Raw genomic sequence first — 15126 nt, forward strand, 5'->3', positions numbered from 1 at the left:
CGAGACGCCGGGAGCGGGACAGGCGGCCGGGCCCGAGGCGCCGGGAGCCGGGGCGCCGGCCGGGGCCGGAACACCGGGAGCCGGGACTCCGGCCGGAGCCGAGACGCCGGGAGCCGGACAGGCGGCCGGGCCCGAGGCGCCGGGAGCCGGGGCGCCGGCCGGGGCCGGAACACCGGGAGCCGGGACTCCGGCCGGGCCCGAGGCGCCGACTGCCGCCGAGGCGCCGTCAACCGGACAGTCGACCGGCGCCGCGGGCCCGGAGGCCGCTGGCCAGCCCGGCGGCGCCCAGGGCTGGGAAGCCGCCGGCTATCCAGGCGCTCCGGGGTATCCGGGGGCTGCCGGGCAGCCGGGGAGCGGCACGTACCCGGGAGCCGCCGGGCAACCCGGCAGCGGCGCGTACCCAGCAGCCGCCGGGCAACCCGGCAGCGGCACGTACCCAGCAGCCGCCGGGCAGCCGGCAAGCGGCGCGTACCCGCCTGCTGCCGGGTATCCCGCCTACCCCGCCTATCCCGCCGCTCCTCCGGGCGGCCGAGGGCGGCGGCTGCGGATAGGCGCCGCCGTCGCGGCGGCCGTGGTCGTGCTCACCAGCATCGGCGTGGGCGTGTACGCCCTGACGGACGACGGCGGGGGCGCGCCCACCTCGCAGGGGCAGCCCGGCGGTCCGGGCGCGCCCGGGGGCCAGGGCGGTCCGTTCGGAGGACCGGGCGGCGACGGCGGGTCCGGGGGCGACGGCGGTTCCGGTGGGCAGAGCCCGGGGCCCGAGCAGTCCGAGCCGCCGAAGATCAGGAGCGGGTCGGTGACCGACGCGGTCAGCGGGATCAGCCTGCCGATACCGAAGGGCTGGTACGGCCAGGAGGCCCGGGCCGGCGCGCAGGTGACGTCCGACGACTCCTACAAGTGCCCCGGCGACACCTCCTCCACCTGCACCAAGGGCGGCGCCTACTCCGCCCCGGCCCTGGCCCTCGGCACCAAGGGCGCCACCGCCGAGGAGATCGCCAAGGCGGACATCGGGAGGAACGCCGAGGAGTCCTACGGCGGCAAGTCCTACGGCGGGATCACCTCCCACGACGTGCTGGAGTCCAAGGCCGTGACGGTGGCCGGGCAGAAGGGCTACCTGGTCCGCTGGAAGGCCGTCACGAGCAAGGGCGCCGACGGCATCGTGGAGTCGCTCGCGTTCCCCTCCCCCGCCAACGCGAAGCAGATGGTCGTCATCCGGTTCGGCGTCGACGCGGGAGAGCAGGAGAGCGTGCTCGACGACATCACCAAGGGCATCAAGGCGGCGACGGGCAGCGGCAACGGTCAGGACGTCTGACCGGGAGCGGACACCCGCACACCGGTCGGCCGGGTGGGGCGCCCCCGCCGCTCACAGGGGAACCCCACCCGGCCGGGGGGTGCGCGCCGCCCCCGTCCCCACGGGTCGGCGCGGTCGGGCCACCGTCCGGTCATCCGGCGGACGGCGGCCCGGGTCTCAGGTCAGGCCCAGCGCGGGCAGCACGGCGGCCTCCACGAACCGGACCAGGTAGTCCGGGTCGGCCCACTCGCCCTCCAGGACGGGCCGCACCCGCAGGACGCCCAGCAGCTGGGCCGGGATGTACTCCAGTGCCGGATGGTCGGCCGGCACCTCTCCGCGTTCGACCCCGCGCCGGATGATCTCCTTCAGCGCGGCGATCTCCGGCTCGACCAGTGCCTCGCGCAGCGCGCGCTGCAGCTCCGGATCCTGGCCGGCGGCATGGGCGAGGGCCTGGAGCAGCTTGGTGTCCCGGCCCGACAGCTCGCCGGCCGCCCGGGCCGCCTCCCGCAGGTCCTCGGCGAGGGAGCCGGTGTCGATGCAGCGCGTCCTGCGGTGCGAGCGCAGCGCCGCCGCCACCAGCTGGGGCTTGGTCTTCCACTGGCGGTAGAGCGTGGACTTGCTGCACCGGGTGCTCGCGGCGACGCCCTCCATGGTGACGGAGTCGTAGCCGCACTCGCCCAGTTGCTTCAGTACGGCGTCGTAGAACTCCTGCTCACGCTCGGGCGTGATCTTGGAGCGGCGCGTGACACCGGACGGCTCGGGCCGGTCCGCGGCCTGCGACGTCATGGGCGGTGCTCCTGGCTTTCGTCGGGCGGCCGGAAAATTCCCGGCCGGCGGTGTGTCGTACGTCTATCGATACGGCAGTGTACCGGTACGCGGCCGTATCGGTACACTGCCGTATCGGTACGCTCTCGTACCGATGACAGCGCCACCGTCACCGAAGGGGCCGGGGGATGAATGCCCGCACCGTGCCTGCGCATGCGGGGTCCGACGCGATAGCGCGACCGCCGCTCGTCCGGGAGCTCCTGCTCGTCGCAGGGCTCTTCCTCGTCTACAAGTTCGGCCGGCAGCTGGCCACGGGCAACGCCGGTGAGGCGTTCCGCAACGCGCACCGCGTGTGGGACTTCGAGCGAGCGGTCCACCTGCCCGGCGAGGGGGCGGTGCAGTCCCTGCTGCTGCACGGCGACGGTCTCGTGCACATCGCCAACACCTACTACGCGGCCGTCCACTTCCCGGCCACCGCCGCCTTCCTGATCTGGCTCTACCTGCGCCGCCCGGCGCACTACGTGTGGGCCCGCCGGGTGCTGGCCGCGGTCACGGCCGCCGCGCTGGTGCTGCACCTGCTGTTCCCGCTCGCCCCGCCGCGCCTGCTGGCCGCGACCGGCCTGGTCGACACGGCACGGGTGTACGGGCCGTCGGTGTACGGCGATCCCGCCACCGACACCCTGTCGAACCAGTTCGCGGCGATGCCGTCGCTGCACTTCGGCTGGGCGCTGATGGTGGCCGTCGGCCTGATCGTCGCGACCCGCTCGCGGTGGCGCTGGCTCTGGCTGGTGCATCCCGTGCTCACCCTGCTGGTGATCGTCGGCACCGCGAGCCACTACTGGCTGGACGCCATCGTGGCGACGGCCCTGCTCGGCCTCGCGCTCGCGGTGATCCTCCCCCGGACTCCGTCCGGGGGGACCCCCGTCTCGCTTCGCCCGCCCCACCGAACGCAGACCACCGCGGACCGCGCCCAGGGCGGCCTCGTACCGGCTCAGCGGGACGAGCAGGCACTCGTGGGAGCCGGCCGGTGAACGCCGTCCTGGTCGCCGTCGTCCTGTCCCTCGTCTCCGCCGTCGCCTACGCGGCCGCGGCGGTCGCCCAGGAGCGGCTCGCCTCCCGCTCCCCCGGTGCGGGCACGCTGCGGCTGCTCGGCAGCGGCGCCTGGTGGTGGTCGGTCGGGCTGAACGCGTCGGCCGCGCTGCTGCACGTCGTCGCGCTCCGGTACGGCCCGCTGACCGTCGTCCAGCCGCTCGGGGCGCTCACCCTGGTCGCGGCGGTGCCCATGGGGGCGCGGATGGCGGGACGGCGGGTGAGCGCGGTCGAATGGAAGGGCACCGCGCTGACGCTGCTGGGCCTGGGCACGATCCTGGTCACGGCCTCCGGCCCGGCGCCGGACGACGTTCTGAGCGTTCCCGAGGCGCTGGCGGTGGCGGGCGCCACCGCGGCGTTCATCGGAGTGCTGTCCCGGCCGGGCGCCCGCCCTGGTCTGCGGCACGCGACCGCGTCCGGGCTGGCGTCCGGAGTCGCCTCGGCCCTCACCCAGACCGTGACGGTGGCCGCGACGGACCGGACCGGACCGGTGCTCAGTGTCCAAGTGGCCGGCGTGGCGCTGCTCGTGGCGGCCTTCGCGGCCGGCGGGCTGCTGCTCTCCCAGACGGCGTACCGGGGCGGCCTGGGCGGCCCGCTCGCGATGGTGACCCTGGCCAACCCGCTGGCGGCCGCGGTGATCGGCCTGTCGCTGCTGGGCGAACGCCTCCAGGGCGGCCCCGCGGGCGTTCTGCTCGCGCTCGCCGGGGCGGGCCTTGCGTCCTGGGGCGTGGTGCTGCTCAGCCGGGCGGCACCCGCGGCGGCCGACCCGGCCGACGACGACCATCCGGTGGCCGCGGTCCTGGCTCTGGAACCCGGCTCGGCCACGGCCGAACCGGCGCTGGTGCCCCGGTCGCACGATCCGGGGCACCTCACTCCCGCTACGCGGTGATGACGGCCGGGTCGCTCACCCCCGGCCGCCCGTTCTCGACATGCCCGGCGAACCGCCGCAGGAAGGCCTTGTCGCCCTCGGCGGTGACGGTCAGGTCGTACCAGCGGCGGCTGCCGGCGAGGTCGACCTTCCGGCACACCCGGGCGCCCGGGCGGACGGTGACGGTCGAGGGCCGGCCGCCGTAGCCGTTCACGACCTTCAGGCGGGCCGTTCCGGAGCCCTGGTTGGTGAAGGTCAGCTCGATGTCGTCGCCGGTGTGGCGGGCGGTGACCTCGCAGCCGGCCGTCTTGTTCGAACCCTTGAAGACCCGCACGAAGCCGTTCGGGCCGTGCACGGTCAGGTCGTAGGAGCCCCCGGAGTAGGCCGAGTTCCAAGTGTCGGAGAGCGTCTTGCCGGCCTCGGTGGTGTACATCCAGGGACCGTCGGCGCGGTTGCCGGAGGTGATGTGGAAGGCTGCCCCGGCCTTCGCCCCGGAGGCGAAGGTGAGGGTGAGCTTCCCGGCCGCGGCGTCGACCGAGGCGTCCACGTGCGGGGCGTACTTCAGCGGCCGGGAGCGGCGCAGGCCGCGTTCCTGGCGGGGCATGCGCGGGTCGGCGGGCGGGACCGGCTTGTAGTCGGGGTGACGTTCGCGGTCCTGCGGCTCGTACTCGTCGGTGCCGGGCAGCGGGGCGGGACGGCTGTCCTTGCGGGAGAAGTCGAACGCGGACGTCAGATCCCCGCAGATGGCGCGGCGCCACGGCGAGATGTTCGTCTCGCGGACGCCGAAGCGGCGCTCCATGAACCGCAGGATCGAGGTGTGGTCGAGGGTCTCGGAGCAGACGTAGCCGCCCTTGCTCCACGGCGAGACGACAAGCATCGGCACGCGGGGGCCGAGGCCGTAGGGGCCGGCCGTCTTCTTGCCGTCACCCGGGAAGAGGTCGAGGGTGACGTCGACGGTGGACAGGCCCCGGGAGGCGTCCTTCGGGGGCAGCGGCGGCACCACATGGTCGAAGAAGCCGTCGTTCTCGTCGTACGTGATGAACAGGGCGGTCTTCGACCAGACCTCCGGGTTGGAGGTGAGGGCGTCGAGGACCTGGGCGATGTACCAGGCGCCGTAGTTCGAGGGCCAGTTGGAGTGCTCGGAGAAGGCCTCCGGGGCGGCGATCCAGGAGATCTGGGGCAGCTTGCCGGCCTTGACGTCGGCGCGCAGCAGGTCGAAGTAGCCGTCGCCGGCCTTGGCGTTCGTGCCGGTGCGGGCCTTGTCGTACCAGGGGTCGCCGGGCTTGGCGCTCCGGTACTTGTTGAAGTAGAGCAGGGAGTTGTCGCCGTAGTTGCCGCGGTAGGCGTCCTCGATCCAGCCCCAGGAGCCGGCGGCGTCGAGGCCGTCGCCGATGTCCTGGTAGATCTTCCAGGAGATGCCGGCCTGCTCCAGGCGCTCGGGGTAGGTCGTCCAGCCGTAGCCGAGCTCGGCGTTGTCCAGGACCGGGCCGCCGCCGGTGCCGTCGTTTCCGGTGTACCCGGACCACATGTAGTAGCGGTTGGGGTCGGTGGAGCCGATGAACGAGCAGTGGTAGGCGTCGCAGACGGTGAAGGAGTCGGCGAGGGCGTAGTGGAACGGGATGTCCTCGCGCGTCAGGTAGGCCATGGTCGTGGTGCCCTTGGCGGGCACCCACCGGTCGTACGTGCCGCCGTTGTAGGCCTGCTGGCCGTCGGGCCAGGAGTGCGGCAGGCCCTCCAGGAACTGCATGCCGAGGTCGTCGGCGTCGGGATGGAAGGGCAGGATCTCCTTGCCGTCCTTCTCCTGGTGCCAGACCGGTTTGCCGTTGCCGAGGGTGACCGGCCGGGGGTCGCCGAAGCCGCGGACGCCTCTCAGGGTGCCGAAGTAGTGGTCGAAGGAACGGTTCTCCTGCATCAGGACGACGATGTGCTCGACGTCCTCGATCGACCCCGTGCGATGGTTCGCCGGAAGCGCGGCCGCGCGCTGGATGCTGGCGGACAGCGCACTGAAGGCCGTGGTCGCGCCCGCGAGTTGGAGGAAGCGGCGCCGGTTGACTTCGGACATGAAGGACAGACCTCTCATCCTGCTGTGCTGGATGGCGGGAACGTGACGGAATCTGCGCGGAAGGAGTGTTTCAGGGACACCAAACGACAAGGAAGGGGCGCGTGACACTCGTGTGAAAGTCGCCGGTACGCCAGGGGTGCCGGGGCGTTCCCAGGGGAGGGTGGGGGGCGTAACAGAGACGCAGACGGCTTCCCCGCCGACGCAACGGCCCGTTCGTCAGCTCCTCGCCGCCTCGGTGGGCAACGCGGTGGAGTGGTACGACTGGTACGCCTACACGTTTCTGGCCACCTGCATCGCCGACCAGGTCTTCCCCCAGAGCGCGGACAACTCGCTGGTGCCGCTGCTGTCCACGTTCGCGGTGTTCGCGGTCGGCTTCTTCATACGGCCGGTGGGCGGGCTGCTGATGGGCGCGGTCGCGGACCGGCACGGGCGGCGGGCCGCCCTGACGGTCACCATCCTGCTGTGGGCGGCAGCAGCCTGCTCGTCGGGCTCACCCCGACGCGGTGCCGTTCCTGCTCGGGGCCGTGCTGAGCCTGGTCGGCTTCTGGATCCGGCAGGGTGCGCAGGAGACCCGCAGCGCCGAGCAGCAGCGGGCGCCGCGCCCGGGTCTGTTCGAGGCGCTGCGCCGGCATCCGCGCGAGTCGCTCCTCATCGGCGGCATCACGGCGGGCGGCACGATCGCGTACTACACGTGGACGTCGTACCTGCCGACGTACGCCGGACTCAACACCCGGGTCCGCGCGGCGGGCATCGGTTTCCCCTACTCCCCGACCGTCGCCCTCTTCGGCGGCACGGCCCCGTACGTGGGCACGCTGTTCAAGGAGCAGGGGCACGCGGGGTTGTTCCCGTGGTACGTCGCGGTGATCTGCCTGGTGTCGTCGGTGGTGTACCTGCGGTTGCCGGAGACGGCTCACGTGCCGCTGCGGCGGTGAGGTGATCCGCTGTCGGGGACCGGTTCGCCGTCTCCGTCGGGCGCGTGTGGCTCGTCGTGCGGGCCCGCACCGTTCGGCGACCCTGCGGCGGACGCCGGTGGCCCTTCCTTGACGGCGAGTTTCTCGGGGTCGATCACCGCGCCGGTGGTGTTGCCGACCTCCGACAGCGTCATCTGGGCGCGGTCGTCGACGAGGCGCGTCACCAGGTGCTGTGCGGCGCCGAAGGCCGCGGCCCAGGCGAGGACCTGCGCCCTGCTGTCGAGGTCACTGAGTCCGGGGACGAAGGCGCCCCGGATCAGCAGCAGTCCGAGGAAGGCCGACAGGGCGCCGGTGGGCAGCTTCAGCACCGCCGACGCCAGGGGCAGCATGTAGGGGGAGTCGGTGCCCCGGATGCGGCGCAGCGATGCGATGACGGTGAGGGCGGCACCGGCGAGTCCGGCGATCTCGACGGTGAGGATGTCCGTCGCTCCGGCCAGCCTGCTCGGGTCGGTGTCAGCCGGCTGGTTGTGGTATTCGGCGGTGGGGCACACGACGGTGACCGTGTCTCCGGAGCCGCCCTGGGGTGAGAAGCACAGGCTCAGCGAACTGGGCGAGAACCACCCGTAGAGGGCCAGGTTCACCACCCCGATCACCACGAGGACGGTCGCGGCCCAGAGGATGTTGCGCAGGCTGCGCACCCGCGCCAGCTCGTCGTCCAGGCTGCTGTACGCGGCGTCGAGCGCCCGGGCCATGAGATCCCGGTCGCTCGTGGTGAGGTCTCCCGAGATGATGGGACGCAGTCGCAGGGCGAGCCGGACCCGGCGTGGGTCGTCCGCCTCCAGATGATCCTTGACCAGCGCCATGACCTCATTGGCGCGGCCGGCGGCCTCCTCGACGGAAACCAGCTGAATCAGCAACACCTCGGCGCTGCGAATATTCGAGCACACGCCCTCACGGGCAGCCGAACCCGACCACAGCTTCCGCCATCCGAAATCCTCGTCAGCGGCCGCTCGGGCCTTTTCCAGATGACTTCGCATTCCCTCGATGAGCGCTGTCCGGTGATCCGGAGCACGTCGGGTGCTTTCGTGTTCCAGCTCTGCCTCGAGATAGGCGATCCGCGCCCGGGCTTTGGCGCGCCAGGCCGTCCGCGGAGGCCGGCCCGACGCGATGCCGGTCACTCGAAGACGGCGGGTACGTGAAGCCTTTCCCAGGACTTCCGGCCCGGCGTGCCGTCAGCGTCGCGGCCTGTGAATCCGAGCTTGCGCTGCCACATCGCGTACGACTTCCGGTCCGCCTCGCTCCACTGGGAGTCGGGCCCGGCGGCGTACGCCGAGCACTCCTCCTCGATGAGGCGGAAGCCCATGGCCTCGATGACCGGGCTCGTCACGGAGGACTGGAAGAAGTCGGCGCCCGGGAACGGCTCGAAATCCCCGTGCATGGCCGGTGCGGCCACACGGATCCGCTGACCCGGATGGATGACGTCAGGATTCTCGATCTCGGGATTCCATTCGAGAATCTGGTCGAGCGTCACGTGATGCATGGACGCGATCTTGATGAGGGTGTCGCCGCGCTTGACCACATAGAACTGTGTCTTTTCCATATACCCAGATTAAGCGGATTCTCCGGGATGAAAAAGTCGGGAATTCCGTTACGCTTTCACTTTTTGATGCGGCAACTGCTTCCGTCTGACGGAAGGCCCGTTGCGGCGCCGGGAGAGCCGCGCCGACGATGGCGCCACGACCCAGAGACGGGAGCCGAACGCCATGCCCCACATGACCGCCTTCGCCAGGAACCAGTGGTACGTCGCCGCCTACAGTCACGAAGTCGGGCGGGAGTTGCTCGGCCGGACGATCCTCGGTGAGACGCTCGTGCTCTACCGGACGGAGGAGGACGGCACGCCGGTCGTCCTGCACGACCGGTGTGTGCACCGCCGGTACCCGCTGTCCCAGGCGCCGACGCGCCTGGACGGGGACCGGATCGTGTGCGGCTACCACGGCTTCACGTACGACACGACCGGCACCTGTGTGTACGTGCCGGGGCAGAAACGGGTGCCGCGCACCGCCCGGGTCGCCTCCTACCCGGTCGTCGAGCAGGACTCGCTGATCTGGGTGTGGATCGGCGACCCGGCGCTCGCCGACCCGCAGACCATCCCCCGGGCCCGGCACCTGGACACCCCGGGCTGGGTCACCGTGTGCGGCATGGAGCCCATCGACTGCGACTACGGCCTGCTCGTCGACAACCTCCTGGACCTGTCCCACGAGACGTATCTGCACGGCGGCTACATCGGCACCCCCGAGGTCGCCGAGACGCCGATCACCACCGAGGTCGACGAGGGCGCCGGGATCGTCCGGGTCAGCCGGCACATGGACGACGCCGAGTGCCCGCCGTTCTACGCCAAGTCCACCGGCATCGAGGGCCGGATCACCCGCTGGCAGGACATCGAGTACCACGCGCCGTGCCTGTATCTGCTGCACGCCCGTATCGCCCCGGTGGGGGTGCTGCCCGAAGCGGACGGCAGCGACCCGAACGCCTTTCACACCGAGATCACGTACGCGATCACGCCGTCGGGCGACGGCAAGGTGTACGACTTCTGGGCCGTCTCGCGCGACTGGGCCACGGACGACGCCGAGGTCACCGAGTTCCTGCGCGGGAACAACCACACGGTGGTGATGCAGGACGTCACCGCGCTCAACCTGCTGCAGGAGACCCTCGGCACCGAGCGGACCGGCTACCAGGAGCTGAGCATCAACATCGACACCGGTGGCCTCGCCGCCCGCCGCATCCTCGCCCGGCTGGTGGAGCAGGGCGAGAAGCCCGTGGAGCAGATCCGGTGACGGCTCCGACCGGCGAGATCTACCGCATCGACTGGGTGCCCGGCACCGACGTGCTGCACGGCACGTGCCACTGCGGCCGCGAGCACACCGCGCAGGACCCGGTCGAGATGTGGGAGTGGATGCTCGCCCACCCGCAGGGACATGTGAGCGACGACGAACCGCGAGGGACCAGTCCATGACCGTGTACGAGGCCGAACTGATCGTCCGGCGACGTGAGTTCGCCGCCGAGGGAGTGCTCGCCCTGACCTTGCGCCATCCACTGGGCGAGCCGCTCCCGGCCTGGGAGCCGGGCGCTCACGTCGACGTGCTCCTCGGGCCCGGCCTGGAACGGCAGTACTCGCTGTGCGGCAATCCTGCGGACCGGTCGGCCTGGCGGGTCGCGGTGCTGCGCGAGCCCGCCGGGCGGGGCGGCTCCGCCCATGTGCACGAGCAGCTGGGAGAGGGCGCCAAGGTGCGGGTGCGCGGGCCCCGGAACAACTTCCGCCTGGAACCCGCCCCTTCCTACCGCTTCGTCGCCGGCGGCATCGGCATCACGCCGCTCCTGCCGATGCTGGCGGCGGCGGAGGCGGCGGGCGCCGAATGGACGCTGCTGTACGGCGGGCGCACCCGCGGGTCCATGGCGTTCGGCGAGGAACTGGGCCGCTACGGGGACCGCGTGACGTTCGCGCCGGAGGACGAGACGGGCCTGCTGGACCTGCCCGCGGTGCTGGACGACGTGCCCGAGGGCACGCTCGTCTACTGCTGCGGCCCGGGGCCGCTGCTGGACGCCGTCGAGGCCAGCTGCCCGCCCGGGGTCCTGCGCGTCGAGCGGTTCCAGCCGAAGGAGCAGGAGACCGGCGGCAACACCGCGTTCGAGGTGGAGCTGGCGCGCAGCGGCAGGACGCTCACCGTCGCGCCCGACGTGTCCGTGCTCGACGCCGTGCGCGCCGCCGGGGTCGAGGTCCTGTACTCCTGCACCGAGGGCACCTGTGGCACGTGCGAGACCGACGTCCTGGACGGGGACCCGGACCACCGCGACTCGGTGCTGACCGACGACGAGCGCGCGGCGGGCGAGACGATGCTCATCTGTGTGTCCCGCTGCCGCGGCGGGCGGCTCGTACTGGATCTGTGACCCGAAGGTGCTGGTTTCAACAAGCCTTCACCGCACGTGCATTGACCATGGCTCCGGACGGGCCCTAGGTTCCCGCTGAGCACTTCCGTACTGCCTGCGCACAGCCTGTCGGAGCACCTCAGCCGGTCCCACAGGGGGAGCCATGCGTCGCCTGCTCGTCGGCCTGACGGCCTGGTCCGTCCTGGCCTCCGTCACCGCCTGCGGGTCGTCCGACCCCGGCGGGAAGGACACGGCCGGCTCGTCCGGCGGAACCACCGCCGTCAAGGTCGGGGTCGTTCCCGTCCTGGACGTCGCACCCATCTACCTGGGCGAGAAGCAGGGCTTCTACGCCGACCGCGGCCTCGAACTGGAGCTGGTACCGGCCCAGGGCGGGGCCGCGATCGTGCCCGGGGTCATGTCCGGCCAGTTCCAGTTCGGCTTCAGCAACACCACCTCGCTGCTGCTCGCCCGCTCCAAGAACGTGCCCGTCAAGGCCGTGGCGAACGGTGTCGCGTCGACGGGTGAGGACGGCGCCGACTTCGCCGCCATCACGGTGAGGAAGGGCTCTCCCCTCACCTCCGCCAAGCAGCTGGAGGGCAAGAAGGCGGCGGTCAACACCCTCAACAACATCTGCGACACGTCGATCAGGGAGTCCGTCCGCAAGGACGGCGGCGACCCTGCGAAGGTCGAGTTCGTCGAGATGCCCTTCGACCGGATGCCGGCCGCACTGGACGGCAGGCAGGTCGACGCGGCCTGCACCCCGGAGCCCGCGCTGGCCACCGTGAAGGCCGCGGGCGGCAAGGAGATCGCGTCGAACTTCCACGACGTGTCACCGGACCTCACCGTGGCCATGTACTTCACCTCCGAGCAGTTCGCCGGCAAGAACCCGGAACTGGTGAAGAAGTTCCAGGAGGCCACCGCCGAGTCACTGAAGTACGCCGACAGCCACCCGGAGGAGGTCCGGCAGATTCTCACCACGTACACGAAGATCCCCGCCACCCTGCTGGAGAAGCTGACCCTGCCGCGCTATCCGGCCGAGCCCGACCGGCCGTCGATCGAGCGGCTGGCCGAACTCGGCGAGCGGGACGGGCTGTTCGAGAAGAAGCCGGACCTGGACGAGCTGCTGCCGTGAGGGGCTCCGACGCGGCCCTCGGTGCGGCCGGGTTCGCGGTGTTCGTCCTCCTGGGCGAGGCCGTGCCGCGGCTCGGCCTGGTCGACGAGGACCACTTCCCGCCGGCCGGCCGCATCGCCGGCGCGCTCGGCCGCGAACTCTCCGACACGGCCTTCTGGTCGGCGCTCGGCGACACCCTCACCGGCTGGGCGCTGGGCCTGGCGATCGCGGTGAGCGCGGGTGTCGTCGCGGGCGTGGTGATCTCCGTGGTGCCGTGGCTGCGCGAGGTGACGGCCTCCACGATCGAGTTCCTGCGGCCCATCCCGTCGGTCGCGCTGATCCCGCTGGCGGTGCTGCTGTACGGCACGGAACTGCGCTCGGTCCTGCTCCTGGTCGTGTACGCCTCGTTCTGGCAGGTGCTGATCCAGGTCCTGTACGGCGTGCGCGACGTCGACCCGGTCGCGGAGGAGACGGCACGCTCGTACGGTCTGGGCGCCTGGGCACGGGTGCGGCACGTGCTGTGGCCATCGGCGCTGCCGTACGTCATGACCGGGGTGCGGCTGGCCGCGGCCGTGGCGCTCATCCTCGCCGTCACCGCCGAACTGGTCATCGGGGCCCCGGGGCTGGGGGCGCGGATCGCGGTGGCGCAGACCTCGCAGGCGGTGCCGGAGATGTACGCGCTGATCGTGGTGACCGGGGTGCTCGGGCTGCTGATCAACGTGGGGGCGAGGGCGGTGGAGCGGCGGGCCCTGGCCTGGCACCAGTCGGTGCGCGGGGAGGTGGCGGTGTGATGGGGGTCCCCGCTGGCCGGGTGACGTCGAGAGCTTGGGGGAGGGCCGCGCTGCGGCTGGTGTTCGCGCTCGCGCTGCCGGCGGTGCTGGTGGCCGTCTGGTGGGTGGCGTCGGCCGGCAGCACGAACGTCTACTGGCCGCCGCTGCGGACCGTCTTCGGGGCCTTCCCGGACGTGTGGACGGGCGAGCGGCTGCGCGGGGACGTGCTGCCCAGCGTGCTGCGGCTCGCGGCGGGATACGCCGTGGCGGCCGTCGTGGGGGTGGCGCTCGGCACGGTCATCGGCTCCCGGCGTCGGGTGCGGGCGCTGTGCGAGCCGGTACTGGAGTTCCTGCGGGCGGTGCCGCCGCCGGTCCTGGTGCCGGTCATCATGCTGTTCGCCGGGATCGGCGACATGATGAAGATCGCGGTGATCGCGAGCGGCTGTGTCTGGCCGGTCCTGCTCAACACGGTCGAGGGCGTCCGCGCGGTCGACCCGGTCCTCGCCGAGACGGCCCGCTCGTACGGCATCACGGGTGTGGCCCGGCTGCGGGACGTGGTGCTGCGCTCGGCGAGCCCGCAGATCTTCGCGGGCCTGCGCCAGGCGCTGTCGATCGGGATCATTCTCATGGTGATCAGCGAGATGTTCGCCGCCAGCAACGGCCTCGGCTTCACCATCGTGCAGTTCCAGCGCGGTTTCGCCATCCCCGACATGTGGACCGGGATTCTGCTCCTCGGTCTGCTCGGCTTCCTCCTCTCGGTCCTCTTCCGGCTGGCCGAGCGGCGGGTGCTCGGCTGGTACCACGGCCTGCGCGAGTCCGGCCGGCGGTCCCCGTGAACCTCGCGAAAGGGCGCTCCATGCTGGACGTACACGGCCTCGGGAAGGTCTACGAGGGGTCCGGGCGGCGGACCGAAGCGGTGCGCGATCTGACCTTCAGCGTGGCGGCGGGGGAACTGGTCTGTCTCGTCGGGCCGTCGGGCTGCGGCAAGACGACCCTGCTGAAGTGCGTCGGCGGTCTGCTCGCCCCCACGGCCGGCGAGGTGCGGCTCGCGGGCCGCACGGTGGACGGGCCGCCGCCCGGCATGGCGTTCGTGTTCCAGGAGTACGGCCGCAGCCTGCTCCCGTGGATGCGGGTCGGGCAGAACGTCGAACTGCCCCTGAAGCAGAAGAGGCTCAGCCGGGAGCGGCGCCGGGCGCTGGTCGCGGACGCGCTGGAGTCGGTGGGGCTGGCGGACGCCGCGGGGGCGTATCCGTGGCAGCTGTCGGGCGGCATGCAGCAGCGGGTGGCCATCGCGCGGGCGCTGGCGTACGAGCCCGAGGTGCTGCTGATGGACGAGCCGTTCGCCGCGGTGGACGCCCAGACCCGGGCCGAACTGGAGGACCTCGTACGGCGGTTGTGGCGGGAGCGCGGGATCACGATCCTGTTCGTCACCCATGACATCGACGAGGCCGTGTACCTCGGCGAGCGGGTGCTCGTGCTGTCGGCCTCCCCCACCGTCGTCCAGCAGCAGCTGAAAGTCGATCTGCCGGTCGAGCGGGACCAGCTGCACACGCGGGTGGACCCGCGCTTCGCCGAGCTGCGGACTCGGGTGTACGAGCAGGTCCAGGCGGCGAAGCTCGGCCGGTGAACCGGTCGCGTCCGGCTGTTCAGGGTGCCGCCCACAGGCCCCGCACGTGCCCCAGGTGCCGCGCCATCACGGCTCGTACGGCGTCCTCGTCGCGGGCGAGCAGCGCGTCCAGGATCTCCAGGTGCTCCTCGGCCGACGCTTCCAGCCGCCCCTGCGCCACCAGGGCCGTCAGGCCGTAGAGCCGGGAGCGGCGTCTGAGGTCGCGTACGACGTCGACGAGGTGGCCGTTGCCGGCGAGGGCCAGCAGGCCGAGGTGGAAGCGCAGGTCGGCCTCGACATAGGCGATGAGGTCGCCGGCCGCGGCGGAGGTGACGATCTCCCGGGCGACCGGGCGGAGCGCCTCCAGGGCCACCGGGTCGGCCGTGCGGGCCAGCCCGGCCGTGGTGGGGATCTCGATCAGTGCCCGGATGTGGGTGTACTCGTCGAGCTGCTGCTCGGAGACGGCGGTGACCCGGAAGCCCTTGTTGGGCACGGTGTCGACCAGTCCCTCCTTCGCCAGGTCGAGCATGGCCTCGCGCACGGGCGTGGCGGAGACGCCGAAGCGGGTGGCGAGGCCGGGTGCCGAGTAGACCTCGCCGGGCCGCAGTTCCCCGGCGATCAGGGCGGCGCGCAGCGCGTCCGCGACCCGCTCCCGGTGGCTGGGCTTCCTGCTGCCGAGCACGGGCAGGGCGGGGGTGTGCTGCGCGGCCATGACGGTCGGGGTTCCTC

The 15126-nt window shown here is 72.1% G+C and carries 14 protein-coding genes and 2 pseudogenes; 11 read left to right on the forward strand and 5 right to left on the reverse strand.

The window, feature by feature from the left end; all coding sequences use genetic code 11:
- Window positions 1-439: 439 nt before the first annotated feature.
- Window positions 440-1312 (forward strand): annotated as a pseudogene (locus tag HNR57_RS40220) (hypothetical protein); the annotation flags it as partial.
- 156 nt (window positions 1313-1468) lie between these two features.
- Here HNR57_RS40220 and HNR57_RS01970 read toward each other — a convergent pair.
- Window positions 1469-2077 (reverse strand): TetR/AcrR family transcriptional regulator, encoded by a 609-nt coding sequence (locus HNR57_RS01970; RefSeq protein WP_184554961.1) that lies wholly within the window; start codon window positions 2075-2077, stop codon window positions 1469-1471.
- A gap of 167 nt (window positions 2078-2244) precedes the next feature.
- On the opposite strand from HNR57_RS01970, the gene HNR57_RS01975 reads away from it, so the two are divergent.
- Window positions 2245-3087 (forward strand): phosphatase PAP2 family protein, encoded by an 843-nt coding sequence (locus HNR57_RS01975; protein WP_184554964.1) that lies wholly within the window; start codon window positions 2245-2247, stop codon window positions 3085-3087.
- Window positions 3084-4034, forward strand: coding sequence for a DMT family protein (locus HNR57_RS01980; RefSeq protein WP_184554966.1), 951 nt, complete (start codon window positions 3084-3086; stop codon window positions 4032-4034). Before HNR57_RS01975 ends, HNR57_RS01980 begins: the two co-directional genes overlap by 4 nt.
- On the opposite strand, the gene HNR57_RS01985 is transcribed toward HNR57_RS01980, so the two are convergent.
- Window positions 4024-6075, reverse strand: coding sequence for a phosphocholine-specific phospholipase C (locus HNR57_RS01985; protein WP_184554969.1), 2052 nt, complete (start codon window positions 6073-6075; stop codon window positions 4024-4026). The two genes, HNR57_RS01980 and HNR57_RS01985, sit on opposite strands and share 11 nt — an antisense overlap.
- Before the next feature lie 136 nt (window positions 6076-6211).
- Here HNR57_RS01985 and HNR57_RS01990 point away from each other — a divergent pair.
- A pseudogene (locus HNR57_RS01990) lies at window positions 6212-7007 on the forward strand (MFS transporter).
- On the opposite strand, the gene HNR57_RS01995 reads toward HNR57_RS01990, so the two are convergent.
- Both HNR57_RS01995 and HNR57_RS40815 read right to left on the reverse strand, forming a co-directional pair.
- On the reverse strand, window positions 6986-8164 hold the full coding sequence (locus HNR57_RS01995) for a hypothetical protein (RefSeq protein WP_313672934.1): 1179 nt from the start codon (window positions 8162-8164) through the stop codon (window positions 6986-6988). The pseudogene HNR57_RS01990 and the gene HNR57_RS01995 sit on opposite strands and share 22 nt — an antisense overlap.
- The gene (locus HNR57_RS40815) at window positions 8161-8586 is read right to left on the reverse strand and encodes a peptidoglycan-binding protein (protein WP_184554972.1); all 426 of its coding nucleotides are present in this window, start codon (window positions 8584-8586) and stop codon (window positions 8161-8163) included. Before HNR57_RS40815 ends, HNR57_RS01995 begins: the two co-directional genes overlap by 4 nt.
- A gap of 163 nt (window positions 8587-8749) precedes the next feature.
- On the opposite strand from HNR57_RS40815, the gene HNR57_RS02005 reads away from it, so the two are divergent.
- The 7 genes from HNR57_RS02005 to HNR57_RS02035 all read left to right on the forward strand — a co-directional run bounded on the left by HNR57_RS02005 (window position 8750) and on the right by HNR57_RS02035 (window position 14418).
- Window positions 8750-9820, forward strand: coding sequence for a Rieske 2Fe-2S domain-containing protein (locus tag HNR57_RS02005; RefSeq protein ID WP_184554976.1), 1071 nt, complete (start codon window positions 8750-8752; stop codon window positions 9818-9820).
- A complete protein-coding gene (locus HNR57_RS02010) occupies window positions 9817-9999 on the forward strand; it encodes a hypothetical protein (protein WP_184554980.1) in 183 nt (60 codons plus the stop codon). The genes HNR57_RS02005 and HNR57_RS02010 overlap by 4 nt, the downstream gene beginning before the upstream one ends.
- Window positions 9996-10931 carry a PDR/VanB family oxidoreductase gene (locus HNR57_RS02015; protein ID WP_184554983.1) on the forward strand — a complete coding sequence of 312 codons (936 nt, stop codon included), beginning with the start codon at window positions 9996-9998 and terminating at the stop codon, window positions 10929-10931. Before HNR57_RS02010 ends, HNR57_RS02015 begins: the two co-directional genes overlap by 4 nt.
- Window positions 10932-11073: 142 nt before the next feature.
- Complete coding sequence (locus HNR57_RS02020) at window positions 11074-12042, forward strand: ABC transporter substrate-binding protein (protein WP_184554985.1); 969 nt, start codon at window positions 11074-11076, stop codon at window positions 12040-12042.
- A complete protein-coding gene (locus HNR57_RS02025; RefSeq protein WP_184554987.1) occupies window positions 12039-12812 on the forward strand; it encodes an ABC transporter permease in 774 nt (257 codons plus the stop codon). Before HNR57_RS02020 ends, HNR57_RS02025 begins: the two co-directional genes overlap by 4 nt.
- Window positions 12812-13627: an ABC transporter permease gene (locus tag HNR57_RS02030; RefSeq protein ID WP_184554989.1), complete on the forward strand. Its 816-nt coding sequence runs from the start codon at window positions 12812-12814 to the stop codon at window positions 13625-13627. Before HNR57_RS02025 ends, HNR57_RS02030 begins: the two co-directional genes overlap by 1 nt.
- Window positions 13628-13647: 20 nt before the next feature.
- A complete protein-coding gene (locus HNR57_RS02035) occupies window positions 13648-14418 on the forward strand; it encodes an ABC transporter ATP-binding protein (RefSeq protein ID WP_184554991.1) in 771 nt (256 codons plus the stop codon).
- Window positions 14419-14437: 19 nt separating this feature from the next.
- Here the strand turns inward: HNR57_RS02035 and HNR57_RS02040 are convergent, their stop codons facing one another.
- Entirely contained in the window at window positions 14438-15109 is a 672-nt protein-coding gene (locus HNR57_RS02040; protein WP_184554993.1) for a GntR family transcriptional regulator, read from the reverse strand.
- Between the last annotated feature and the right edge of the window lie 17 nt (window positions 15110-15126).

Source organism: Streptomyces paradoxus (assembly GCF_014202475.1).
Classification (GTDB): domain Bacteria; phylum Actinomycetota; class Actinomycetes; order Streptomycetales; family Streptomycetaceae; genus Streptomyces; species Streptomyces paradoxus.